Here is a 23,778-nt window from a genome sequence, read left to right as displayed (position 1 = left end):
AGAACGCAAAGCCCTCCAGGGCGACGTCCGTGGCGGGTCGAGCTCACCCCGAAACCCCGCACCCCGCCCCGTCCCGCCCCGCACTGTCGCCCGCGCCGTCGTCCTGCACGCCGTTGTCCCCGTGCCGGCATCCGCTCGAGTGCATCCGGCGACGCGAGGCCCCGCGGGGTCCGGCCAGTGCCGCGCCCCGCGGTCCCGGCTGGCACTGACGGTTGTTTCTAAGCCCGATCAGAGCCGTGAGTGCCAGCCGGGAGCGTGAGCTGCGCCGGGTCAGGGGGTGGCGGGGGTTTCGGTGGGCTGGGTGGGGAGCTGCGGAGTGCGACGCGTCCGGAAGTAGCGGCGACGCACCTGAAGAACGGCCCACAGCGGCAGACCCAGCGCGATGATCCACGGCAGCAGCGCGCCGAGGACGGTCAACAGGATCGCGAGCGAGTCGACCAGCGCGTGCCAGCCACTGGACAGGCCACCGAGGAAGCCATCCGGGTCGGACGTGCCGGCCGGGGCGGGCGCGTCCGGGCCGAGCAGCACCACGGTCACCGTGCTGAGCGAGGTCAGGTCGGCCAGCCGCCGTTTCTTGGCCTGCAGCGACGCCAGGTCGGACTCCCGGGTTGCCACCTCCTTCTCCAGCATGACCAGGTCGTTCAGCGATTTGGCCTCACCGAGCAGCTTGCGTCCGCTGTCGACCCGGGCCTGCTGCACCGCGATCCGCGCGTCCAGGTCGACGACCTGCTCGGTGACGTCCTCGGTGTTGATCGCCCGGTTCTTCTCGGTGCCGAGCTTGGCGATCTGCTCCAGCGCGGCGGCGAACTTGTCGGCCGGGATCCGCAGTTTCAGCGTGGCGGTGCCGGTGCCGTCCCCGCCGCTCTGCCGGTCGTCGCCGCCGATGAAGCCGCCACTCCCGCCGGCGATCCCGGTGGCCTGCGCGGCGGCCGCGTTGACGTCCTTCACCTGCACCGTGAGGCTGCCGGTGTAGACGATCGACCGCTGGTCCACCCGCAGGTCGGGCGCCTCGGCGGCAGTGTCCTTGCCCTGGGTGGCGGCGCCCGCCCCGGCATCCTCCCGGGCTTCTCCGACGGCGGGCGCGGCCGCTTTGTCCGCGGCCCCTGACGTGCTGTTGTCGGATGCGCCGTCAGCGCCGCATCCGGCCAGAAGGGCGCCGCTCACGAGCACGACGCCGAGCCATATGTATCCCCGTTCACGCATCACATCTCCGATCGTCGGTACGACTGACCGCTGGGACGTTCGGCGGTCCGTTCCCGGTTCCGGCAGACTGCGAGATGACCGGTCACGATTCAGCGACGGAGGAGCACCGTGCGTGTCACGAAGTTCACTCATGCCTGTCTACGGATCGAGGGGGCGGGGGTGCTCGTCGTCGATCCGGGCGAATTCTCCGAGAAGTCGGCATTGGACGGTGCGGATGCCGTGGTCATCACCCACGAGCACTTCGACCACCTCGACGTCGCGGCGGTCACCGCGGCCGTGGAGCGCCGGCCCGGGCTGCGGATCTTCGCGCACGAGGAGGTCCTGAAGAAGCTCGGCGACGTCGCTGAGGCCACCACGCCCGTGGCGCCCGGCGAGCGGTTCGAGGCCGCGGGCTTCACCCTTTCGGCGTACGGCGGTCAGCACGCCGTGATCCACGAGTACGTCCCGCGGATCGCCAACCTGGGCTACCTGATCACCGACGGGAGCACGAACGTGTACCACCCCGGTGACTCGTTCGTCGTCCCCGAGGGCGCGACCGTCGACACCCTCTGCGTCCCGCTGAACGCGCCGTGGCTGAAGATCTCCGAAGCGATCGAGTTCGCCCGGGCGGTCAAGCCGGAGCGGGCCATCGCGATCCACGACGGGCTGCTCAACGAGCGGGGCGCGAAGGTCTCCGACGGGCACCTGGAGAACTTCTCGCAGACCCGGTACCGGCACGTGGCGCCCGGCACCACGCTCGACTGACGTGCCGAGTGTGATCGACGACGTGGTCCGGCGGCTGTACGAGGAGCCGCCGGACGGTTTCGTGGCGACCCGGGCGGCCGCCGTCGGCGAGGCCCGGGCGGCCGGTGACCGCGAGACGGCCAAGCGGCTCGCCGCCCTCAAGAAGCCGACCGTTGCCGCGTGGGTGGTGAACCTGCTGGTCCGTAAGCGCCCGGACCTGATCGGTGAGCTGGTCGAGCTCTCCGGGGCGCTCCGGGCCGCGCAGCGCGAGCTGCAAGGCGACCAGTTGCGGGAGTTGTCGCAGCAGCGCCGGGCGTTCGTGTCGGCGCTCGTCACGGCGGCTCGCAAACTGGCGGTGGCGGCCGGAGCGGGCGCCGCGAAGCTGCCGATGGGCGAGGTCGAGGCGACGCTGACCGCGGCCCTGGCCGACCCGGAGATCGCCGAGCAGGTGCAGACCGGGCGGTTGATCCGGGCCGCCGCCTACGCCGGGTTCGGGGAGGTCCCGCGGCCGCGCCTGCGCCTGATCACCGGCGGTGAGGACGAGGTCGACGACGACGAGCCGGATGCGCCGGTGCCGATCCGCGGCGCGGAGGGCCGGGAGGAGACCGAGCCGGAGGAGGCCACCCGCGAGGCGGCCGCCCGGGAGGCCCGGGAACGAGCCGCCCGGGAGCGCCGGCGCCGGGAGGCCGAGCGTCGGCGCCGCGAACTGCAACGTGAGCTGAGCGCCGCCGAGGCCGGTGAACGCCGCGCCGACGACCAGCTGACCCGGGCGGAGTCGGCGGAACGGGACGCCGAGACGCTGGTCGACGACCTGGAAGCGGAACTGGCCGAGCTGGAACGGCGGCGCACCGAGGCGGTCGCCGAAGTGGGCCGGCGCAAACTGGCCCGTCGCACCGCGGAGCGCGAGGCCGCCGCCGCCCGCCGCCGGGTCGGCGACGTCCAGGCCGCTCTCGACGACCTGGACTGAACCCGCGCACCCGCACGACGCCGCGCCGCCGCCCGGACGAGTTCCAGGCGCTCTGCACGGCGGCCGACGTGCGCGGGCGACGACCGATGGAGACACCTCCCCGATCGCAGCGTGCGCGACCTCCCGACAGGCAGCGTGCGCGTGCGACGACGGATGGGACACGTTCCCGATCGCAGCTTGCGCGACCTCCCGGCCCACTCCAGGCCGCTGCGCGCGTTGCGGTTCCGGCTGGTCCTCATGGGCGTTATGAGGGACGAATAACGCCCATGAGGACCAGCCGGAACCTGGTGGCGCGCTGCTACCGGGACCACCAGCGGCGTCGCGGGCTCCGGGCGGCGGCACTGCGCGGCCTGGCTCGAGTGCGTGGGCGGGTTTTCTGCTCCGGCCGTGCCTACCCACTCCACTGCGTGGACGGGTTTTCTGCTCCGGCCGTGCCTACCCCACTCCACTGCGTGGACGGGCCTTCTGCTCTGACCGTGCCCACCCACGGAGATCGCCCTTCCGGGCTGAGCTTTCTGGGCCGCCCGCGGCCCTGCTCAGCCCGGAAGGGTCCCCGCGGGAGCGACGATCCGGACCACAGCGGACCTGGGACATGAGGATATTGATCTTGATTTTGTTCGTGGGCGGACAAGTAGAGCGTTTTCTTAATCGGTCAATCGGAGCAGAATCGGGCGGTGACCCCCGAACAGGCAGCGGCCAACGCCAAGGCGAGCGTCGCCACCATCGTCGGAGCCTTCGCCGAGTCCCCGCAGACGTTGCGGCGTGCCCGCCTGCTCGGGTTGTCCGGCTGGGCCTATCACGTCTCGGCCCGGGCCGGCGCGCTCGGCGACGTGCGGCCGGAGACGGTGGCGGCCGCGATCGCGTTCATCGCGCCCGAGGCGGTCACCGAAGGCTGGGAGGCGACGGCGAAGAGCTCACAGCCCTCCGAGGTGGCCACCTGGCACCTGCGTGAGCTGTGCACCTGGGGCGTGGAGCAGGTCGGCGGCTTCCCGCGGCTGGGCCGGCTGCTGGAGCTGGCCGAGCGCGTGCTGAGCGAGGTCGATCCGGCGGGGCTGCCGCTGTTCGCCGCGTGGCGGGCGATGCCGGTGCCGAGCCAGGAGCCGGGCGCGCGGGCCGCGTTCCTGCTGCATCTGCTGCACGAGCACCGGCAGGGGGTGTACGTGATCGCGGTCCGCGCCGGTGGCCTGACCCCGCTGGAGGCGATCATCGCCGGGCCGGAGGGGGAGACGGGCGCGGTGGCGCTGGGGTGGCAGTCGCCGTATCCGCCGGCGGGTCCGCTCGTGCGCCGGCTGATGTGGGCCGAGTCGGTGGCGAACGCGCTGGCGGGGCAGGCGTGGGCGACCCTCGACCGGCCGGAACGCGTCGAGCTGGCCGGGCTTCTGGAGTCCCTGTCGCACCGCTTCGCCCGCTGACGTCCTGACAGCCCGAGCGCCGGCCGGGACCGCATGCCGGCGGGCCGCGGCGCGTCCGGGTGGGTGAAAACGATGGCGCGTTCACGGCCGCCGTGGTCGGATGCCGGGCATGAACGTGCTCCCACCCGGCTGGACCACCCGCCGCCCCACCCTCGACGACGTCCCGCTGATCCTCGAGCTGGTGCATGCCAGTGACATCGCAGCGGTCGGCGAGCCCGACTTCAGCGAGGACGAGGTGCGTGAGGAGCTGACCGGCCCGAACACGGACCTGGCGCGCGACTGCTGGCTGGCGTTCGACGCGGACGGGGCGATCGCCGGCTGGGCCTATCCGCGGAACCCGACCGGTCAGGCCCGGGACTTCGCCGAGGTGTACGTGTGGCCGGAGCGCGGCCTGCCCGCTCAGCGTCCCCTGCTCGACCTGCTCCTGGCGCGGATGACCGAGCGGGCCGCGGAGCTGGGTCACGACGTGTACACCGTGCGGGCGGGCGCGATCCCGACCGAGCTGGCGTACATCGACACGTTGACCGCGGCCGGGTTCACGTTCCTGAAGCAGCACGCGCGGATGCGGATGTCCCTGCGAGACGTGTCGCCCGTTGCCCCGGAGCCACCGGCGGGCGTCACGATCCGGCCGGCGCGGCAGGACGACGACGGCGAGATGCGGCGCTTCCACGCGGTGATCGAGGAGGCTTTCCTGGACTCGGATCACCCGTCGATGGCATACGCCGATTGGCGCCGTCAGTTCCGCGGCGGCGACTGCTTCGTGGCGGAGACGGACGGCGAGCTGGCCGGCGTGCTGCAGTCCACCGAGCCGGACGACGGCGGTGACGAGGCGTGGGTGCGTTATCTGGCGGTGCTGCGGCCGTACCGGAAGAGGGGTGTCGGTGAAGCTCTTCTGCGCCGCGCCTTCGCCGTCTTCGCAGGCCAGGGACGCCCCCAGGTCGGGCTCGGGGTGGACATGGCGAACCCGACCGAGGCCGCACGCCTCTACCGGAAGGTCGGGATGGCCCCGCTCTACCGGGCGAACGTCTACCAGACCACGGTCACCGCGGCCGGTAGTTAGACCTCTGGGGTGGCCGTCCTGGTCGGGCGGTGCCGCAGCTCGCTGACGTAGTCGTCGGGAGCCCCGGCCTTCTCCGCCGCCGTGGCGATCTCGGAGAGGTACCACGCGGTGGGCAGGCCGCCCTCGTAACCGGCGAAGACGTAGACCCAGGCCGGCACCTCACCGTCGAGCGTCGATACACGCACGGTGAGCTTCTGGTACGTCCCGGCGGGCACCCCCTCGACCTCGTCGAGCTGTGAGGCATCCCACGGATGGACGTCGTAGAGGGAGACGAAGACGCGGTCGCCGGGCGATTCGGCGATCGTCGTCACCGCCCCCTCCCAGCCCATTTCCCCTTCTCCTGCGAAGGTCAGGCGCCAGCCTTCGATCCACCCGACCCCGACCATGGGGGAGTGCGGACAGTAGGCCAGCATGCGAGCTGGGTCCAGGTTCGAGCCATACGCGGCGTAGTGACGCACGGCGACGACGATAGTCGCAACGACGGTCGGTGAGAATATGAGACGTGCGTGTCGGCACGTCCAATGGGGTTTACCCGTTTCTTGGAGGTCAGGGAATCGTGAGTCGGATCGTGATCATCGGTGGGGGACCGGGCGGGTATGAGGCGGCCCTGGTCGCCGCCCAGCTCGATGCCGATGTGACCCTGGTCGAGGCGGACGGGCCCGGCGGCGCCTGCGTGCTGACCGACTGTGTCCCGTCGAAGACCTTCATCGCCAGCTCGGAGGTGATGACCGGTTACCGGCGCAACGACGCCTTCGGGATCCGGTCCAGCGGTCTCGACGGGGTCAGTGTCGACGCCGTCGCGGTCAACCAGCGGGTGAAGAAGCTGGCGCTCGCGCAGTCCGCCGACATCCAGACGAAGCTGGTCAAGGCCGGTGTCGACGTCGTCCGCGGCCGCGCCCGGATGGGTGAGGACCGGCTCGGCCACACCCACCAGGTCCTGATCACGCCCGACGGCGGCGCTGAGTACGCGGTGGAGGCCGACACGGTCCTGCTCGCCACCGGCGCCACCCCGCGCGTGCTGCCCACCGCCCGCCCGGACGGTGAGCGCATCCTCGACTGGCGTCAGGTGTACGACCTGACCGAGCTCCCCGAGCACCTGGTCGTGATCGGTTCGGGTGTCACCGGCGCCGAGTTCGCCAGCGCCTACCTGGCGATGGGCGTGCAGGTCACACTCGTCTCCAGCCGCGAGCGCGTGATGCCGCACGAGGACGCCGACGCCGCGATGGCGATCGAGCGGGTCTTCCGCGACCGGGGGATGACCATTCTCAGCCAGTCCCGCGGCGACTCGGTGGTGAACACCGGCGACGGCGTCCGGGTCACCCTGTCCGGCGGCAAGGTGATCGAGGCGTCGCACGCGCTGATCGCGGTCGGCGCCATCCCGAACACGGCCGACCTGGGTCTGGCGGAGTACGGGGTGGCGGTCGGCAACGGCGGCTACGTCACCGTCGACCGGGTGTCGCGCACCAACGTGCCGGGCATCTACGCGGCCGGCGACTGCACCGGCGTGCTGCCGCTGGCCAGTGTCGCCGCCATGCAGGGCCGGATCGCGATCTGGCACGCGATGGGCGAGGCGGTCGCCCCGTTGCGGCTGCGCACCGTCTCGGCGAACGTGTTCACCGACCCGGAGCTGGCCACCGTCGGCGTCTCGCAGAACGAGGTGGACTCCGGGCGCTTCCCGGCCCGCCAGGTGATGCTGCCGCTGACCGGCAACGCCCGGGCGAAGATGGCCGGCCTGCACGACGGCTTCGTGAAGCTCTTCTGCCGCCCGGCGACCGGTCAGATCGTCGGCGGCGTGGTCGTGGCGCCGAAGGCGAGCGAGCTGATCCTGCCGATCACCATGGCGATCGAGAACAACCTGACGGTGGACCAGCTGGCCCACACCATCACGATCTATCCGTCGCTGTCGGGTTCGATCGCGGAAGCGGCTCGTCAGTTGATGCAGCACGAGATTCAGTGACGTCTTTGCCCGCGTCGGCGTCGGGGCTCTCCTTGCCGCCGAAGAGGGCGAGGATCCAGCCGGCGGTGCCGAAGACGAGGGCGGCGGCTGCCGCGATCGCGAACAGCCGCCAGGCGGACTGGGTGACAGCGGTGCCGCCGAGGTGCCCGACCAGCCCGCCGTAACAGGCCCAGCAGACCGCGGCCACGGCGTCGTACCCGACGAAGGAGCGGACCGGGTAGCCGGTGCGGCCGGCGTGATAGCCGGCCGCCATCCGCCCGCCGGGGACGAACCGGCACAGCAGCACCACGAGGGGACCGGGACGGCGTAAGCCCCGGGTGAACCGCGCGGCGGCCTGCCGGGCGCGCGAATTCTCACCTTCTTCGTGCCGCGGGGCGAAACGGGCACGGAGGGCGCCGAGCCGGTGCCCGGTGGAGCGGCCCAGCACGAACGCGACCGAGTCGCCGGTGAACATGCCGAGCGCGCCGATCAGGATCACCAGCGCCAGGTGCAGATCTCCGTAGACGGTCAGCGCGCCCGAGGTGATCATGATGGCCTGGATCGGCACGACCGGGATGAGCGCGTCCACCGCGAGGAACCCGAACAGCGCGAGGTAAACCCAGAGCGGAGAGGTCACCATCGTCAGCAGATCGGTCATCGCAGTGGCCACCTCGCGGATTCAGGGCTCACGGCATTCTGCGTGAGCGCACCTGAGAGGGCGCTGTGTTCAGCATGCCCCACTGTCTGTGAACCCGGCCGTGATGCCCGCCACGCTACGTCCGGTAGGCCCTGAAGCGCCCGTGGTTTTCGAAGTGTCCACAACGGCGGGGCGTACCGTTGGGGCTGCCCGCCGGCGCCGGATCCCCCGTTCCGACGCGCCGTGGGCCCGGGCCGCCGGTAGGTCCCGTATCGGCGGCCCGTCCTTTCACCATCAAGGTCAAGGCCGGTTTGCCGTACGGGGTGAGCGCCCGAATCTTGCCACTGACTAGTTATCCTGGCGTGGTGACCAGGCAGAGCTACCACCACGGTGACCTGCGTCGCGCGCTGCTGACCGCGGCCGCCGACGCGATCGCCGACTCCGGGGTGACCGCGCTGAGCATGCGCGACCTCGCCCGCCGGGCCGGTGTCTCGCACGCCGCGCCCGCCCACCACTTCGCCGACAAGGCCGGGCTGCTCACCGCACTCGCCACCGACGGCTTCGAACGGCTCACCAAAGCGCTGGCCACCTCCCGGCTGGCCAGCAACAGCCTGCTCGAACTCGGGGTCACGTACCTGCGGTTCGCGCTGGCCAACCGAGCGACGTTCGAGGTGATGTTCCGGACCGACCTCTACCACGCCGACGACCCGGAGCTGCTCGCCGCGCGGCGACAGGCGGCCGACGCGCTCTACGCCGGCATGACCGACCTGCCGGACGCGCCGCTCGCCGGGCCGTCCACGACCGGCCCCGCCCGGCCCGCGAAGGAGGGCACCGCCGAGCTGGTCTCCGACGACGTACGCGAAGCCGGGCTCGCCGCGTGGTCGATGGTCCACGGCTTCGCGACGCTGTGGCTGAGCGGTGCGTTCCCGGACAGCGCCCAGGAGGACCCGGTGCAGGCGGCACGGCAGATCCTCGGCAGGGTCCGCCAGTTGGGCGGCTGACGCGTCACGCCGCGCTTGAGCTCACGCCCCGCCCGAACTCGCGCCGCGCCCGACGACGCGCTGCGCCCTGACTTCACGCCGCGCCCGACGACATGCCCCGCCGGACGGCACGCCCCACCGGACGGCACGCCCAGCCCTGACCTCCGCCCCGCCCGACGGCATGCCGCGCCTGGCCTCACGCCGCGCCTGGCCTCACGCTGCGCCCCACTTCACACCCCACCCGCCCTGGGGGAGGTCCCGCTGGTCAGTGTCGCGGGAAACCGCGGGGTCCCGCTGACAGCCTGTGGACAAGCCGTCAGTGTGGAAAACCTCAGCCCTCGATCGTGCAGATCACGGCGCCGGACGTGACGGTGGCGCCGACCTCCAGCGACAGGCCGCTCACCGTGCCGGCCTTGTGCGCGTTCAGCGGCTGCTCCATCTTCATGGCCTCGACGACCACGATCACGTCGCCCTCGTTGACGACGTCACCGTTCTGTGCGGCGACCTTCACGATCGTGCCCTGCATCGGAGCGGTCAGGCTGTCCCCGCTCGCGGCCGCGGTCGCGGCGCCGCCGCGCGGACGGCTCGCGCGTTTCTGCGGGCCGGCGGCTGACGACGTACGCGAAATGAGGTCTTTGGGAAGGCGGACCTCGATGCGCCGGCCGCCGACCTCGACCACGACGGTCTCGCGTTCGGCGGGCTCGCCGCCGGCGACGGCCGGGGCGCCGAACGGCGGCACCTCGTTGTTCCACTCGGTCTCGATCCACCGGGTGTGCACGGTGAACGGCTCGGCGGTGAACGCCTCGTCGCGGACGACCGCGCGGTGGAATGGAAGGACCGTGGCGATGCCCTCTATGACGGTCTCGTCGAGCACCCGGCGGGAACGCTCGAGCGCCTGTTCACGGGTCGCGCCGGTGACAATGATCTTGGCGAGCATCGAGTCGAAGTTCCCCCCGATGACGCTGCCCGTCGCGACGCCCGAGTCGACCCGCACGCCCGGCCCGGACGGCCAGGTCAGCGCGGTGACCGTGCCCGGCGCGGGCAGGAAGCCACGGCCGGCGTCCTCCCCGTTGATCCGGAACTCGATGGCGTGGCCGCGCGGCTCCGGGTCCTCGGTGAGCGCGAGCGGCTCGCCGGACGCGATCCGGAACTGCTCGCGGACCAGGTCGATGCCGGCGGTCTCCTCGCTGACCGGGTGCTCCACCTGCAGTCGCGTGTTGACCTCCAGGAACGAGATGGTCCCGTCCTGGCCGACCAGGTACTCCACCGTGCCGGCGCCGTAGTACCCCGCCTCGCGGCAGATCGCCTTCGCACTCTCATGGATCTTGGCGCGCTGCTCGGCGGTGAGGAACGGCGCGGGCGCCTCCTCGACCAGCTTCTGGTGGCGGCGCTGCAGCGAGCAGTCACGCGTGCCGACCACGATCACGTTGCCGTGCGTGTCCGCGATGACCTGCGCCTCGACGTGGCGCGGGCGGTCCAGATAGCGCTCGACGAAGCACTCGCCCCGCCCGAACGCGGCAACCGCCTCCCGGGTCGCGCTCTCGAACAGCGCCGGGATCTCCTCGATCGTGCGGGCCACCTTCAGGCCGCGGCCGCCGCCGCCGAACGCCGCCTTGATCGCCACCGGCAGCCCGTGCTGCTCGGCGAACGCGACGATCTCGCCGGCGTCCGCCACCGGATCCGGCGTGCCGGGCACCAGGGGCGCCCCGGCGCGCTGGGCGATGTGCCGCGCGGTGACCTTGTCGCCGAGGTCGCGGATCGCCTGCGGGCTAGGCCCGATCCAGGTCAGCTCGGCGTCGAGGACAGCCTGAGCGAACTCGGCGTTCTCCGACAGAAATCCATAACCCGGATGTACGGCGTCAGCACCGGCCCGCCGCGCGACCTCGATCAACTTGTCGATCCGCAGGTACGTGTCGGCGGCGGTCTCGCCGTCCAGCGCGAACGCCTCGTCGGCGAGCCGGGCATGTGGCGCGTCGCGATCACTGTCGGCGTAGACGGCGACGCTGGTGAGACCGGCGTCCTTGCAGGCCCGGATGACCCGGAGGGCGATCTCGCCGCGGTTGGCGATCAATATCTTCCGCACGGCTAGAGCCTAACGGCAGTTCAGTGCGTCGTCGCCGCCCCTTCTCTCGTCCGCTTGATAGGCAGCCGGATGGCTGCCTATCATGGGCCCATGGACGAGGTGTTCAAAGCGCTGTCCGATCCCAGCCGCCGGCACCTGCTCGACAGCCTCAACCGGCGGAACGGGCAGACGCTGCGCGAGCTCTGCTCCGGCCTCGGCATGGCTCGGCAGTCGGTCAGCAAACACCTCGCCGTCCTGGAATCGGCCGGTCTCGTCACCACCAGCCGTCGCGGGCGGGAGAAGCTGCACCACCTCAACGCCAAGCCGGTCAACGCCATCGCCGACCGGTGGATCAGCCGCTACGACCGCGGGCGCGTCCAGGCGCTCGCCGACCTGAAGACCGCGCTGGAAGGACCACCGATGAGCTTCGTCTACACCACGTACATCGCGACCACGCCGGAGAAACTGTGGGAGGCGCTCACGTCGCCGGCGTTCACCAGTCAGTACTGGGGGGTGTCGTTCGACAGCAACTGGGCAGCCGGCTCACCGGTCACCTGGAAGATGGGCGACCTGGCCATCACCGACCCGGAGCAGGTGGTGCTGGAGTCGGTGCCCGGCTCGCGGCTGTCGTACACCTGGCACACGTTCACGCCGGAGTTCGCCGAGAAGCACGGCTTCTCCCCGGAATGGCTCGCGACGGTCACCGCGGAGCGGCGGTCGAAGGTGACGTTCGACCTCGAACCGATGGGCGAGCTGGTCAAGCTGACGGTCACGCACGACGACTTCGACCAGGGCAGCACGATCCTGGAGCAGGTCAGCCAGGGGTGGCCGGCCATCCTCTCCAGCCTGAAAACCCAGCTGGAGACGGGCTCCCCACTGCCGGCCTAGTTACGCCACAGGGAGGTGATCGGGACGTCCATCTCCGCGAGCAACGTCCTGAGCAGCGGCAGCGACAACCCGATCACGTTGCCGGGGTCACCCTCGATCCGCTCGACGAACGCACCCCCACGCCCGTCGAGGGTGAACGCCCCGGCGACCTGCAGCGGCTCACCCGAAGCGACATAGGCTTCGATCTCGGCGTCGGTCACGTCCGCGAAATGCACCACCGTCGTACCGACCGCCTCGGCCTGCCGCCCGCTGACCAGCCCGGTCAAGTGATGCCCGGTGTGCAGCACCCCGGACTTGCCGCGCATCGCCAACCACCGCTGCGCCGCCTCCTGAGCGTCGGCCGGCTTCCCGAAGATCTCACCCTCGAACGCCAGCACCGAGTCACACCCGAGCACCAGCGCCCCCGGATCCGCCGGCAGGTTCGCCGCCACGGTCCGCGCTTTCATCCGCGCCAGCGCGAGGCTCAGCGTGTAGGCATCCTCGGCCTCCACGACGCTCTCGTCCACGCCACTGACGATCACCTCAGCATCAATCCCGGCCCCGGTGAGCAGGGCCCGCCGGGCAGGGCTTGCCGAGGCAAGAATCAGCCGGTACGCGTTGTCACTCTGCACAAAAACTGAGACTACAAGCCCGTCGTGCCCGAAAGTGCACGCAAGCCCCATCTTCCACCCACAAACCCAGCATTCCCACGGGGCTCCCATCCGCTCGTTGTCGCCGCACGGGCCCCGCCGCCCATCCCCATCGCAGCCACGCCCCGCTACAGTCGCCGCCCCATGCTCGCCAGGTTCCGTTCTCAACGGCCCTCGTCAAGCCCTTGGCAGCCACGGCGTTTCGCCGCCCACACCGCGCGGCCCACCGAAACCGCGCCCACAGACACCGAGCGGGCCGACAGCCACATCGGTCTCAGCCGTCACGGGCGGAGGGCCGGGGACTCTCGTCCTGGCCGCATCGCGGACGCCGCGATCCTCACGCCGCGGACACGCTCTGGTGCGAGACCACCGGAGAACCTGCACGCTCAAGCCGTCAAAAATCTGTTCAGAAGCATCAGCCAAGCCACGGCTGATCGTGCGTGCCGTCCGCGAGGGCAAGCGAGCTCGGGCTGCAAGTCGTTCAGCATCCTTGGTTTATTACGCCCGCTTTCGATTCCGCCGTCGAACAGCCAAGAATGCCAGAAGCACCCCACCAGTCAGTACAACCGCAACCCCAGCAAGCAGCCCAAACCTCCACCCACCTCGTCCCCCATGCGTCCCGTCGGCCACCGCACTACTGGAATCACCGGCGCCAGGCGAACCCGCACCACTGAGCGGCGGAACATCCGCGGTAAGAGCCTTGACGATGTTGAGCACCCCATACCCGCATTGCTCATCCCGCCCAGGGGCCCCAATATCAGTAGCCGTAGCCGTAAGGCGATGAATAACTTCCTGAGCCGAAAGCCCCGGAAACTTAGCCCGCACTAGTGCTGCGGCACCCGATACGATCGCAGTTGACGCGGACGTTCCAACTACTTTGCTGTACTTATTGGATATCTCCGTCGTTGGGATTTCTGCGCCCGGTGCGCAGATGGCAACACTGCTGCCAGTAATGGAAAAAGAGGCGTGCTTTCCGCTTCGGTCGACCGCTCCAACGGCCAGTACGCCGGGAAGTAGTGCAGGGTAACCCATCTGTGAGGTCGAAAAGTTATTTCCTGCACCGGCTATCACGATGGCGTCCCTCTGGGCGGCGGCATTGATGGCTTCATGGAGAGATTCGGACGGGCCGGTGACTGCTGAAACATTAATAACCTTGGCGCCTAGCGTTGCGGCTAGCTTTATACCCTCACCAAGCTTGGAGATCGAGGCGCCGCCTTCTGTTACCTTTATTGGAATGAGTGTGGCGGCCGGGGCGACGCCGAGAATCCCTTCGTTGCGTCCGTGTCCATGGCCAACGATTAGTCCGGCCATCTCGGTTCCGTGCCCATCCCTGTCATTGTTGGTTTGATTCCCGAGCCCAGATATGAGATCGGGTCCGCCTGCGACATTGTCGCTAATGTCGCGATGGGGAAAGGTTCCGGTATCGGGTAGTCCGATGATTACTCCGGACCCGGTGCTCAATGCATGAGCCTGTCCAATTTGCAAGAAATCGAGGAACCATTCCGCCGTTCGTATACTGTCTCGGCGCTCAATGAGCGCGGTTGGAGTAAGCGTAAATGACAGCGACAAAGCGGCGTTTATAGTTATATTCTTGGCAAAGTCATGCATCTCGTGGAAGTCCGATCGCGGGGCCTGGGTCGATTTCCTGCTTCTCTGGAGGGAGGAGGACCGGCGCAATTCCCTTGTCGACTTGCCATGGGTCGTCAGGATCCCAGGCAGTACGGTGTTGATGGCTTTCTTCGAGCCTCTTGGATCTCGTGGTAGCACCTAAGGGATTCAGGGCCGATCCGGGATGTCCGATTATTCCGCCGTTGGGATTAACCCGCTGAGTCTGATTTGTGCTGCCGCCTGCACGGGGAATTGCAACGACGGGATCGCCGCCTATGACCCCACCGGCGATCGAGCGTGGAGTTCCAGGATTTCCTGATCGGAAAGGCTCGGCTAAATGGCCGATTCCTGGTGTCGCCCCTTTTGTCCGCGGGTATTGGGCAGCTACTCCTGGTGTGGTGTATGTCGTCGATCCGTTAGTGTTTGGCATGCTTTCAGACGGGCCGGATGGTAGTTGTGAAGGTAGTTGACTAAAAGATGGTTCGATTCCGCTTAGCGCTGGGGTGGGGGATCGCGGAATCTCCGTCGCTGCTTGAAGTGGTGTAGAAGGATGGTTGTGAGGGTTTAGGTATCCCTCGTTGGCATCTTCTGAAGAATGGGAGTCATTCCGGTTGAGTGTTTTTGCCTCGCTTGCGGGATTGGTCTGTGGGTTGCCGTACGAGGCGGATAGTGGGAGGCTAGAGGGGTGTAAATTATTACTGTCGGAATCGATCGGTTCGCTCGGCGGACCCATTTTTTCGGCAGGCTTGTAGTGCTGCGGTGTCGTGATGTTCAGTTGGGCTTGGGCCAGATCTGTGCTGAGGGCAGACATCAGTGACTGAGCCTGTAGCTGAAGTTCGAACTGGCGAGCCTCAACCGCAGTCGGCGGCGTGGGGAGGATGGCACGGTACTTACCGACCACCTGCGCATTCGTTCGAAGCTTTGCTTCGTAGGCGCTTAATTCCTGCTGGTTGGCCGTGTATTCCCGGTAGATCGGCTCGAGCTTGAACCTGGCACCGACTATGGAGGACGTAGCGGCGCCGAGGGCGCGGTGGTTTTCTACGGCTGCTTCGTAGGTGCTGGTGAGGTGGGCGATCAGGTCGTCGAGGCGGTCCAGGTACTTGGCGGCGGCTTGGCTTTTGTCTGGGGGCCATGCCTCGGCGAGGTTGTCGCGGTAGCGCTTGACCCGGGATAGGTGGTCGATCAGCAGGTCGGCCGACTGCAGCCAGGTGAGCAGCAAGTTCTTGTGGGCCGTTCCGTCGTGGGCGGCGATCATGGACCACATCTCAGGGACGGATTTCAGCGCCCAGTCGGTTCCGCCTCCGTTGTCGGAGTCCGCGAACATCAGGTACCTCCCTCTGCCTCGGAAGGCGACGACGCCGCCGGATTGAATGGGACGGATCTGTCGCCGGAACTGCCGGTCGGGAAGCCGGCGGGAGTGCCTGCAGCCGGAGAGGCGGCGGGAGTGCCCGCGGCCGGAGCGGCGGTGGGTGAAGAGTCCGCGGGGGAGGCGGTGGACGGTGGCAGTAGTCCCGCGGTGATCAGCGCCGATTCGACGTCGGCGAGGCGTGCGCGAGCGAACGCATCCGTCCCCCGATAAAGCCCACTGACCTGCTCAGCGGCTTTCGCGAACCCATGCGTCCCGTTGGCGAAGTTGTAGATGTTCTGCTGGCAGGTGTCCTGCGCTGACGCCAGAACGGTGACGAAGGCGTACAGCTCGCCGAATTGGTGATCGGCGGCTGGCAGGCCGGAGAGCATGCGGTTCGCCAGGGTGTCGGCGAACGGCGCGTAGTGATCGTCGACGTCGGCCAGGAGTTTCCGGGCGAAGTCTTCCATCGCGGTGATGTCGGCCGAGATGTGACCGTCATCGCGCCAGGGGTCGTCGTTGGGTGCCACTCAGCGAGGCTAGCCGCTCACGACGCGCTACATCGACCCCTGTGGAAGGAGCCTGTGGACAACGTGGGGAACGTCAGTGGCGGGGGAGGGCGGAGGACTTCCACGAGCGTGCGCCGGCTGACGGACGCCCTGATCGGATCCAGTCCGAGGCGGTCTGCGGGCGACTGGAGGAATTGACCGGTATGGATCGGACTGCGAGGATGGCGACCAGAGCGGCCAGCTCATGATCGTCTAGGCTTCCACGTACGACTCCGACCAGCGGCTCCTCATTCATCGGCCGAGCGTACGACGGGTGCCCCGGCTTCCGGTGACACGTGTCCCACACTCGGCTGATCAATTCGCGGCCGCTCGACAGAACCAGGTATTTTCTGCGTGATGTCTTCTTCTCCCCCGCTCATTGTCGCTGATCGGTACCGGCTGGTTGCGCCGCTCGGTCAGGGCGGGATGGGTCGCGTCTGGCGGGCGACCGATGTCGTCCTGCACCGCGAGGTGGCCATCAAGGAGTTGGTGCCCCCGCCCGGACTGACGCCCGCCGAGCGGCAGGAGATGCGCGAGCGTTCCCTGCGTGAGGCTCGGGCCATCGCCCGCCTCAACAACATCAACGTGGTGCGTGTCTTCGACGTGCTCCGGACGGATGCCGATCCCTGGATCGTCATGGAGTATGTGCCGTCCCGATCGCTGCAGGACACGCTCGCCGCCGACGGGCCGTACAACCCGGTTCGCGCCGCCGAGATCGGCCTGGGCGTGCTGAACGCGTTGAAGGCCGCGCACCGGGCCGGCGTCGTGCACCGGGACATCAAGCCGGGCAACGTGCTGATGGGTGGCGACGGCCGGGTGGTGCTGACCGATTTCGGTCTCGCCACCGTTCCGGGCGACCCGAACGTGACGCGCACCGGCCTCGTGCTGGGCTCCCCGGCGTACATCGCTCCGGAGCGCGCGCGGGACGGCACCGCCGGTCCGGCCGCCGACCTCTGGTCGTTGGGCGCCACCCTGTACGCCGCGGTCGAGGGCCAGTCCCCGTTCGCCAGGCCGTCCGCGATCGCCACGCTCGCCGCGCTCGCCACGGAGAATGTGCCGCCGGCGCGGAACGCGGGGCCGCTCAAGCCCGTGCTGAACGGGTTGCTGCGCAAGGATCCCGCGCACCGGATCGACGCTGACGAGGCGGAACGCCTGCTGGCACGGGCGGCCGGGCGCCGGGCGAAGATCAGCTTCCCGATGAGCCCGACGATGCGCCGCCCTGGTGTCGGTCGGGAGCGGCCGTCGCTGCCGAGTGGTCCGGGCGGTCCGCCGGTGCTGCCGGGCAGCGGGTTCGTCACCGCGACCGGTTCCGCGCCGGTCGTGCCGACTCCGCGCCCGCCGGTGACGTCACGTCCGGCTGACGCGCCGGGCCGTTCGCAGAGTGGCCCCAGCGGTGTGGGCAACAGCAGTCAGGGCCGTTCTGCGACTCCGCCGGTGCCCCCGGTCGGCCGGTCCAGCTTCGCCCCGGGGCGCGCTACTGTCGGCAACCAGCCACCCAGCTCGCAGCCGGGCCGCGCTCCGGTGGGCGACCCGCAGCCCGGCCGTGTCACCGGGACGAGCCGGCCGCCGGTCCGCCCGGGTCACAAGCCGCTGGACGCGACGAAGGTCGACGGTCCCGCGGTCGTCGACGAGCCGAAGGGCCTGGCGAGTCCCGGCATCCCGCCCGGTGCGCGCGGCCTCGCCAGCCCCGCCGGTCAGCACCCCGTCCCTCCGGCCGCCCTTGCCGGTCCCGGCCAGGCCACGCCGCCCCGCGAGATCGCTCCGGGTCAGGCCACACCGCCCCGCGAGATCGCTCCGGGCCAGGCCACACCGCCCCGCGAGATCGCTCCGGGTCAGGCTGCGCCGACCCGTGACACCCGCCCGGGGCAGGCCACGCCGCCGCGCGCCACCCCGCCGGGCACCGCCACGCCGCCGCATGGTGCCGGTCCGGTCCGGGCCACCCCGGCCGATCACTCCGCCGGTCCGATGGTGAACACCGCCAGGGTCGGTTTCACCGCTGCCGACGTCGCCGCGAACCGTCGCAGGCAGGCCGCGCCGGAACACGAGGCGTCCCTGGCCGCGGCGACCGGCGCCTACCCGGTGGTCGCCACTCCGGAGCCGGCGGAGGCCGAAACAGCCGAAGCGCCGGCCGAGGCCGTCGTGGCAGCGGAGAAGCCGACGCCCGAAAAGCCGGAAAAGGCGGAACCCACGCCGGTCCAGGCCGAGGAGAGCGTCGCGGCTGGGACGGTGGCTGAGCAGGCCACGATTGAGGCGTACGAGTCCGAGCCGCGCGAGTCCGATCCCGATCAGGCCGAATCGGACAGTTCCGAGCCGGTCAAGCCCGAGCCGGAAGCGCCCACGGCTGAGGCGGAAGCACCCGTCCAGGCAGCCGAGGGATCCGCCGAGCCCGAGCCGGCCGCCACTGAGCCGGAGCCCGAGCCGGAAGAGCAGCCCGAGGCCCAGCAGCCGGAGGCCAAGCAGCCCGAGCCGGACCCGTCCGAGGCGAAGCAGCCCGAGCCCGAGTCGAAGCAGCCCGAGTCGAAGCAGCCTGAGCCGGTCAAGGAGGAGAAGTCCGCCGACCGCCCGGCCACCGCTCTCGTCCCGGGCCGCCGACCGGAGTCCACGACCCGCGACGAGCTGAAGACACCGGTCGTCGGCGACGAGGACAAGACCTCGGTCGTCCGTCCCGAGGTGAAGAAGTCGGTCGCCCGCGATGAGGACAAGACTTCGGTCTTCCGGGCCGAGGACAAGACCTCGGTCGTCGACTTCACGGCGATCGCCCCGCAGTCCCCGGCGACCCGGCCGGACGACGGCGCCACCAGGGTCGTCGGCTCCCTGCCCAGCGTCCCGGGGTTCGCCCCGTCGAGCCGTCCGGCGTGGACTCCGATGCCGGCTCGCCCGCCGGTCCGCCGGGTCGAGGGCGTCACGATCTTCGGCACCACGCTGACCCGGCGCCAGGCGATCATCGGCGCGGCCATCGTGCTGACGTTCGTGCTGCTCGTCGGCATCATCCTGGTGCAGGCGTTCGGCGACGGCGACGACAAGCAGGCGAGTCCGGGCGCGAGCACGCCGGCGGCGGTGGCCGGTGGCAAGGCGCCGGATGCGCGGCCCAGCACCGGCAGCACCGGTGGCGCGAGTGCGGCGGCGACCAAGCCGTCGGCTGCCCCGCCGTCGAGTGCGCCGGCGTCCAGCGCACCGGCCGCGTCCGTCCCGGCCGGCTGGAAGACCGTCTCGCTCGGCAGCTACTCGATCGCGGTGCCGGCGAACGCCTCGTTCGGCGGCGGTTCCGGCGGGAGCAAGCAGACCGAGTTCAACGGCCGGCAGCTGTACATCTTCCAGTACAGCGGCGACGAGAGTCCGGCGACGATGTTCCCGCTGAACCCTCGGCCGTCCGGGTTCCAGGGGCAGATCAGCCTCGAGCAGCTCACCTATCAGGGGCGTCCGGCGGCCGACTGGCAGTACTACCGCGGCACCGGAAACGGCGGGAAGCAGCGGGTTCTGCGACGGGGCTTCACGGTCGACGGTAAGACGTACCAGATCTGCTGGTACGCCATGGAGGACGACTGGCAGGCGTCGCAGAAGGACCTCGCCGCCGTGTTCGCCGGTTTCAAGGTGGGATAGAGCGGCAGGCCGAAAACGCGAACTTCATGCGTGATTCCTCGTCGACGGGGGTAGTTGAAGAGGATCACGGATGGAGGTACGACATGAACTGCCGACCGTACGGCAGGAAGCCGACCCTTGCCCTGTGGATGCTGGTCGCCCTGGCCGACGTCGCGATCCTTGCGACCGCCGCGGGCGTGGTCACCTTGCTGCTGCTCGTCGCCGGCCTGCTCGTCGTGACCGCGGGTGTCTTCGCGGCCCGGAGTCTCGGCCGTCCCGCCCCGGCGAAGGCCACGGTCCGCCGCCGGGCCTGAGCGTGCTGAAGACGTACGCACGAATGGGTCTGTGAAGACGTACATGCGCATGGGTCTTTGTCGATCGACGACAGTCGGTGCGACGCAACTCTTAGCGTGATCGGCTACAGTCCCCGGCGTGTTGTCGATCGACGGTGTGAGCGACCTCTGGAACCAGCTGCTGGGCGCACAGCCCGACCCTCCGGGACTGCTGGTGGCCCTGACGGCGGTGGCCGGCTTCCTCGCGGTGGCGATCCGGGGAGTCTGGCGGGTGGCCCGTAACGCGGTGACCATCGCGCACGAGGGCGGTCATGCCTTGTTCGCGCTGCTCACGGGTCGCAGGCTGCGGGGTATCCGGCTGGAGTTCGACACGTCCGGCCTGACCCTGTCGTCGGGCCGTCCGACCGGTCTGGGCATGATCCTGACCCTGCTCGGCGGCTACATCGCGCCGTCGCTGGTCGGGGTGCTCGGCGCGTGGCTGCTCGGCGGCAACCGGATCACGCTGCTGCTCTGGCTGGCGGTGGCCCTGCTGCTGCTCATGCTGATCAACATCCGGAACCTGTTCGGCGTGATCTCGCTGCTGGTCACGGGCGCGATCGTGTTCGCCGTGTCGTGGTACGCGTCGCCGGAGGTGCAGTCCGCTTTTGCGTACGCGGGCGTCTGGTTCCTGCTCTTCGGCGGGGTGCGGCCGGTCTTCGAGCTGCAGAGCCTGCGCGGCCGCGGCCGGATGCGGGATTCCGACCCGGACCAGCTGGCGCGGATCACGCACGTGCCCGCCCTCTTCTGGGTCGGCGTTTTCCTCGTGGTGAACCTGGGCGCCCTGGTCGTCGGCGCTTTCCTGCTGGCCGGCCAGTGGCTGCCGGCCAGCGTCTGAGGCGTCGGGTCAGAGCGGAATGTTGCCGTGCTTCTTCGGCGGCAGCGTCTCCCGCTTGGTGCGGAGCATCCGTAGCGCCCGCGTGACCTGCGCGCGCGTCTCCGACGGCCGGATCACGGCATCGACATAACCGCGCTCCGCGGCGATGTACGGGTTCGCGAGCGTGTCCTCGTACTGCTGGATCAGCTCGGCGCGGCGGGCCGCCGGGTCCTCCGCTGACGCCAGTTCACCGCGGTACAGGATGTTGACCGCGCCCTGGGCGCCCATCACGGCGATCTGCGCGGTGGGCCAGGCGAAGTTCATGTCGGCGCCGATGTGCTTGGAGCCCATCACGTCGTACGCCCCGCCGTAGGCCTTCCGGGTGATCACGGTGACCTTCGGGACGGTGGCCTCGGCGTAGGCGTAGATCAGCTTCGCGCCGCGCCGGATGATGCCGTCCCACTCCTGGCCGGTGCCGGGCAGGAAACCGGGCACGTCGACGAAGGTCAGCACCGGGATGTTGAACGCGTCGCAGGTGCGCACGAAGCGGGCGGCCTTCTCGCTGGCCGCGATGTCGAGTGTGCCGGCGAAGTGCATCGGCTGGTTCGCGACCACGCCGACCGGCCGCCCCTCGACCCGGCCGAAGCCGACGACGATGTTCTGCGCGTAGAGCGGCTGCACCTCGAGGAAGTCCTCGACGACCGTCTCGACGACGGTCTTGATGTCGTAGGGCTGGTTCGGTGAGTCCGGCACCAGGGTGTCCAGCGCCAGGTCGGCCTGGCCGGAGCCGAGGTCGGCGTCCTCGGCGTAGACGACCGGCTCGTCGAGGTTGTTGCTGGGAAGATAGGACAGCAGCGCGCGTACGTAATCGATCGCGTCCTCCTCGTCGGAGGCGAGATAGTGCGCGTTGCCGGAGCGGGTGTTGTGGGTGCGCGCGCCGCCCAGTTCCTCCATGCCGACCTCTTCACCGGTGACCGTCTTGATCACGTCGGGCCCGGTGATGAACATGTGCGAGGTCTGGTCGACCATGACCGTGAAGTCGGTGATCGCGGGGGAGTAGACGGCGCCGCCCGCGCACGGGCCCATGATCAGGGAGATCTGCGGGATGACGCCGCTGGCCCGGACGTTGCGGAAGAAGATGTCGGCGTAGAGGCCGAGCGCGACCACGCCCTCCTGGATGCGGGCGCCGCCGGAGTCGTTGATGCCGATGATCGGGCAGCCGATCTTCATGGCCAGGTCGAGCACCTTCACGATCTTCTCGCCGAAGACCTCGCCCAGCGAGCCGCCGAAGACGGTGAAATCCTGCGAGAACACGCAGACCTGCCGGCCGTCGACGGTGCCGTGGCCGGTGACGACCCCATCGCCGTACGGCCGATTTCTCTCCAGGCCGAAGGCGGTGGACCGGTGCCTGGCCAGCTCGTCGAGCTCGACGAACGAGTCCTTGTCGAGCAGCAGCTCGATCCGTTCGCGGGCGGTCTTCTTGCCGCGCGCGTGCTGCTTCTCGACGGCACGCGCGGAACCCGCGTGGACCGCCTCCTCGGACCGGTTCGCGAAGTCGGCGAGCTTACCGGCGGTGGTGTGGATGTCGGGCTGCGTTGTCACGATGGTCTCCACAGAAGGGCGGCGATGCACTCCCGATGATCGTAGCCGCGTCGGTACCGGGCGCAGGGAGCGTGGCGATGCGTCCGTTTCACACCTCTTGTCTTATTCGTTACGCCTCACGTGACGAACTGGATGACCGCGGCCGGGCTCGCCTTCATCGCGGGGGGCCTCGCCACGCTGATCAGTTTCCGCGCCGTGCTGTTCGGTGGCGGCGACGACGGTGAGGCCCGTCCTCGGACGGCGACGCGGCCCGCCCGCACGAGCCACCCGGCGCCGCCGGAGATCGAGTCCCCGCGGGTGGACGCGGTGCCCGTGGACAACGAACCGGGACGTGGGCGGCGGCTCGCGGCGGCGTTCAGCGGTCGATGGGAGGCGCGCGCCGAGCGCATCAACGGGCTGGCGTCGATCGGTCTGGCCGAGGACGCGGAGCCGGAGCCCCGCGAGCCACGGGCCCGCCGCGCCGAGGAACCGAGCCATCCCGAGGAATCGTGGCCCGGTGAGGAGCCGGCGTGGCCGGGTGAGGAGCCGGCGTGGCCCAGCGTGGAGCAGGCCTGGTCCAGCGTGGAGCAGATCTGGTCCAGCGAGGAACAGGTCTGGGCCGGTGAGGAGCAGGTCTGGTCCAGCGAGGAACGGGTGTGGGCCAGTGGGGAGCAGGTCTGGCCCGGTGAGGAGCCGGCGTGGGCCGGTGACGAGCAGGCGTGGGCGGGTGAGGAGCCGGTCTGGCACGGCGATCGGTCGTGGAACGAGGAACCGGAGCCGTGGCAGGCGGTGGAGTCCTGCTCTGACGAGCCGGCCGCGGTCCCGGGCGAGGCGTCGCGGATGATCGACAACAGCGCCTGGCAGACCGAGCACGAGCCGGAAACGGACGAGCCCTACGGTGGGCCGCCGCCCCGGCCGGCGCCGATAGACCGCTCCGACCGCGGGTACGGCGACCGGATCGACGGCTGGGTTCGTCCCCGCTATCCCGAACTGGACGATCGGCCACCGTCCGGGGACTACTGGACCCCGGTGCCGGACGATCTCTACACCGATCCTGAGCCGTCGGCCCGTGGGTACGGCTGGCCGGTGCCGGTGGAGCGTCTCGCGGCCGTTCCCGACTACGAGCCGGTGACCGGTTTTGATCTGTCGCCGGTGGAGGCTGCCGAGCCCACCACGCACGTGCCGGACTGGCCGCCGAGCCCGGATCACCGGATCCGGCTGCCGCGATCGTGGGCGGAGCGGGACCAGCGGGGGCGGGACGAGCGGGACGGGCTTGGGCGGGACGGGCTCGGGCCGGGCGGCGACCGTAGCGGAATCGGAATCAACCGTGAGCAGCCGTCCTGGAGCGAGCCGGCACGGCGGAGCCGTCGTGCGGCCGACGGGCCTCGCCCCCGGCCGCGTCCCCGGCCCGCCGCGGCCGAGTCGGACTCCGCGTACATCAGTCGCCATGCCGCCGGCCCGCACCGCTGAGGTC

General features: G+C 69.9%; 21 protein-coding genes. 11 read left to right on the top strand and 10 right to left on the bottom strand.

Features of this window, described 5'->3' with window-relative positions:
* Window positions 1-270: 270 nt before the first annotated feature.
* Window positions 271-1,203, bottom strand: coding sequence for a DUF4349 domain-containing protein (locus Acy02nite_RS20905; RefSeq protein WP_203742988.1), 933 nt, complete (start codon window positions 1,201-1,203; stop codon window positions 271-273).
* A 108-nt stretch (window positions 1,204-1,311) separates the two neighbouring features.
* Here Acy02nite_RS20905 and Acy02nite_RS20900 point away from each other — a divergent pair, with 108 nt between their 5' ends.
* The 4 genes from Acy02nite_RS20900 (at window position 1,312) to Acy02nite_RS20885 (ending at window position 5,365) form a co-directional block, all read left to right on the top strand.
* Window positions 1,312-1,947 (top strand): MBL fold metallo-hydrolase, encoded by a 636-nt coding sequence (locus Acy02nite_RS20900; RefSeq protein ID WP_203742986.1) that lies wholly within the window; start codon window positions 1,312-1,314, stop codon window positions 1,945-1,947.
* Window position 1,948: 1 nt separating this feature from the next.
* Window positions 1,949-2,893 (top strand): hypothetical protein, encoded by a 945-nt coding sequence (locus tag Acy02nite_RS20895; protein ID WP_203742984.1) that lies wholly within the window; start codon window positions 1,949-1,951, stop codon window positions 2,891-2,893.
* 674 nt (window positions 2,894-3,567) lie between these two features.
* Window positions 3,568-4,305 carry an SCO6745 family protein gene (locus Acy02nite_RS20890; RefSeq protein ID WP_203742982.1) on the top strand — a complete coding sequence of 246 codons (738 nt, stop codon included), beginning with the start codon at window positions 3,568-3,570 and terminating at the stop codon, window positions 4,303-4,305.
* Window positions 4,306-4,414: 109 nt separating this feature from the next.
* Window positions 4,415-5,365 (top strand): GNAT family N-acetyltransferase, encoded by a 951-nt coding sequence (locus Acy02nite_RS20885; RefSeq protein ID WP_203742980.1) that lies wholly within the window; start codon window positions 4,415-4,417, stop codon window positions 5,363-5,365.
* Here the strand turns inward: Acy02nite_RS20885 and Acy02nite_RS20880 are convergent.
* On the bottom strand, window positions 5,362-5,823 hold the full coding sequence (locus Acy02nite_RS20880) for a gamma-glutamylcyclotransferase (RefSeq protein ID WP_203742978.1): 462 nt from the start codon (window positions 5,821-5,823) through the stop codon (window positions 5,362-5,364). The genes Acy02nite_RS20885 and Acy02nite_RS20880 overlap by 4 nt on opposite strands.
* 98 nt (window positions 5,824-5,921) lie before the next feature.
* Between Acy02nite_RS20880 and Acy02nite_RS20875 the strand changes: the two genes are divergently transcribed.
* Window positions 5,922-7,322 (top strand): NAD(P)H-quinone dehydrogenase, encoded by a 1,401-nt coding sequence (locus Acy02nite_RS20875; RefSeq protein WP_203742976.1) that lies wholly within the window; start codon window positions 5,922-5,924, stop codon window positions 7,320-7,322.
* On the opposite strand, the gene Acy02nite_RS20870 is transcribed toward Acy02nite_RS20875, so the two are convergent.
* The gene (locus Acy02nite_RS20870; protein ID WP_203742974.1) at window positions 7,249-7,959 is read right to left on the bottom strand and encodes a DedA family protein; all 711 of its coding nucleotides are present in this window, start codon (window positions 7,957-7,959) and stop codon (window positions 7,249-7,251) included. The two genes, Acy02nite_RS20875 and Acy02nite_RS20870, sit on opposite strands and share 74 nt — an antisense overlap.
* Before the next feature lie 341 nt (window positions 7,960-8,300).
* Between Acy02nite_RS20870 and Acy02nite_RS20865 the strand changes: the two genes are divergently transcribed.
* Window positions 8,301-8,939: a TetR/AcrR family transcriptional regulator gene (locus Acy02nite_RS20865; RefSeq protein WP_203742972.1), complete on the top strand. Its 639-nt coding sequence runs from the start codon at window positions 8,301-8,303 to the stop codon at window positions 8,937-8,939.
* Window positions 8,940-9,249: 310 nt separating this feature from the next.
* Here the strand turns inward: Acy02nite_RS20865 and Acy02nite_RS20860 are convergent, their stop codons facing one another.
* On the bottom strand, window positions 9,250-11,001 hold the full coding sequence (locus Acy02nite_RS20860; RefSeq protein WP_203742970.1) for an acetyl/propionyl/methylcrotonyl-CoA carboxylase subunit alpha: 1,752 nt from the start codon (window positions 10,999-11,001) through the stop codon (window positions 9,250-9,252).
* Window positions 11,002-11,091: 90 nt separating this feature from the next.
* On the opposite strand from Acy02nite_RS20860, the gene Acy02nite_RS20855 reads away from it, so the two are divergent.
* Window positions 11,092-11,868, top strand: a complete 777-nt coding sequence (locus tag Acy02nite_RS20855; RefSeq protein WP_203742968.1) for an ArsR/SmtB family transcription factor — start codon at window positions 11,092-11,094, stop codon at window positions 11,866-11,868.
* Here Acy02nite_RS20855 and Acy02nite_RS20850 read toward each other — a convergent pair.
* The 5 genes from Acy02nite_RS20850 to Acy02nite_RS20830 form a co-directional block, all read right to left on the bottom strand.
* Window positions 11,865-12,479 (bottom strand): Maf family protein, encoded by a 615-nt coding sequence (locus Acy02nite_RS20850; protein WP_203742966.1) that lies wholly within the window; start codon window positions 12,477-12,479, stop codon window positions 11,865-11,867. The two genes, Acy02nite_RS20855 and Acy02nite_RS20850, sit on opposite strands and share 4 nt — an antisense overlap.
* A gap of 516 nt (window positions 12,480-12,995) precedes the next feature.
* Window positions 12,996-14,105 carry a S8 family serine peptidase gene (locus Acy02nite_RS47615; protein ID WP_203742964.1) on the bottom strand — a complete coding sequence of 370 codons (1,110 nt, stop codon included), beginning with the start codon at window positions 14,103-14,105 and terminating at the stop codon, window positions 12,996-12,998.
* The gene (locus Acy02nite_RS20840) at window positions 14,098-15,429 is read right to left on the bottom strand and encodes a hypothetical protein (RefSeq protein WP_203742962.1); all 1,332 of its coding nucleotides are present in this window, start codon (window positions 15,427-15,429) and stop codon (window positions 14,098-14,100) included. Before Acy02nite_RS20840 ends, Acy02nite_RS47615 begins: the two co-directional genes overlap by 8 nt.
* Window positions 15,429-15,980 (bottom strand): hypothetical protein, encoded by a 552-nt coding sequence (locus tag Acy02nite_RS20835; RefSeq protein ID WP_203742960.1) that lies wholly within the window; start codon window positions 15,978-15,980, stop codon window positions 15,429-15,431. The genes Acy02nite_RS20840 and Acy02nite_RS20835 overlap by 1 nt, the downstream gene beginning before the upstream one ends.
* Before the next feature lie 73 nt (window positions 15,981-16,053).
* The gene (locus tag Acy02nite_RS20830) at window positions 16,054-16,254 is read right to left on the bottom strand and encodes an acyl-CoA carboxylase subunit epsilon (protein ID WP_203742958.1); all 201 of its coding nucleotides are present in this window, start codon (window positions 16,252-16,254) and stop codon (window positions 16,054-16,056) included.
* 101 nt (window positions 16,255-16,355) lie between these two features.
* Here Acy02nite_RS20830 and Acy02nite_RS47870 point away from each other — a divergent pair, with 101 nt between their 5' ends.
* From Acy02nite_RS47870 to Acy02nite_RS20815, 3 genes are all read left to right on the top strand, one after another.
* Window positions 16,356-19,598 carry a serine/threonine-protein kinase gene (locus Acy02nite_RS47870; protein WP_498063716.1) on the top strand — a complete coding sequence of 1,081 codons (3,243 nt, stop codon included), beginning with the start codon at window positions 16,356-16,358 and terminating at the stop codon, window positions 19,596-19,598.
* An 83-nt stretch (window positions 19,599-19,681) separates the two neighbouring features.
* Entirely contained in the window at window positions 19,682-19,891 is a 210-nt protein-coding gene (locus tag Acy02nite_RS20820) for a hypothetical protein (RefSeq protein ID WP_203742956.1), read from the top strand.
* A 118-nt stretch (window positions 19,892-20,009) separates the two neighbouring features.
* The gene (locus Acy02nite_RS20815) at window positions 20,010-20,744 is read left to right on the top strand and encodes a M50 family metallopeptidase (RefSeq protein WP_203742954.1); all 735 of its coding nucleotides are present in this window, start codon (window positions 20,010-20,012) and stop codon (window positions 20,742-20,744) included.
* A gap of 9 nt (window positions 20,745-20,753) precedes the next feature.
* On the opposite strand, the gene Acy02nite_RS20810 is transcribed toward Acy02nite_RS20815, so the two are convergent.
* Window positions 20,754-22,325 (bottom strand): acyl-CoA carboxylase subunit beta, encoded by a 1,572-nt coding sequence (locus Acy02nite_RS20810; RefSeq protein ID WP_203742952.1) that lies wholly within the window; start codon window positions 22,323-22,325, stop codon window positions 20,754-20,756.
* 120 nt (window positions 22,326-22,445) lie between these two features.
* On the opposite strand from Acy02nite_RS20810, the gene Acy02nite_RS20805 reads away from it, so the two are divergent.
* Complete coding sequence (locus Acy02nite_RS20805; RefSeq protein ID WP_203742950.1) at window positions 22,446-23,774, top strand: hypothetical protein; 1,329 nt, start codon at window positions 22,446-22,448, stop codon at window positions 23,772-23,774.
* The last annotated feature ends 4 nt before the right edge of the window (window positions 23,775-23,778 follow it).

Origin of the sequence: Actinoplanes cyaneus, assembly GCF_016862095.1 — a bacterium.
Taxonomy (GTDB): Bacteria; Actinomycetota; Actinomycetes; order Mycobacteriales; family Micromonosporaceae; genus Actinoplanes; species Actinoplanes cyaneus.
This window is presented reverse-complemented; position numbering and strand designations above follow the sequence as displayed.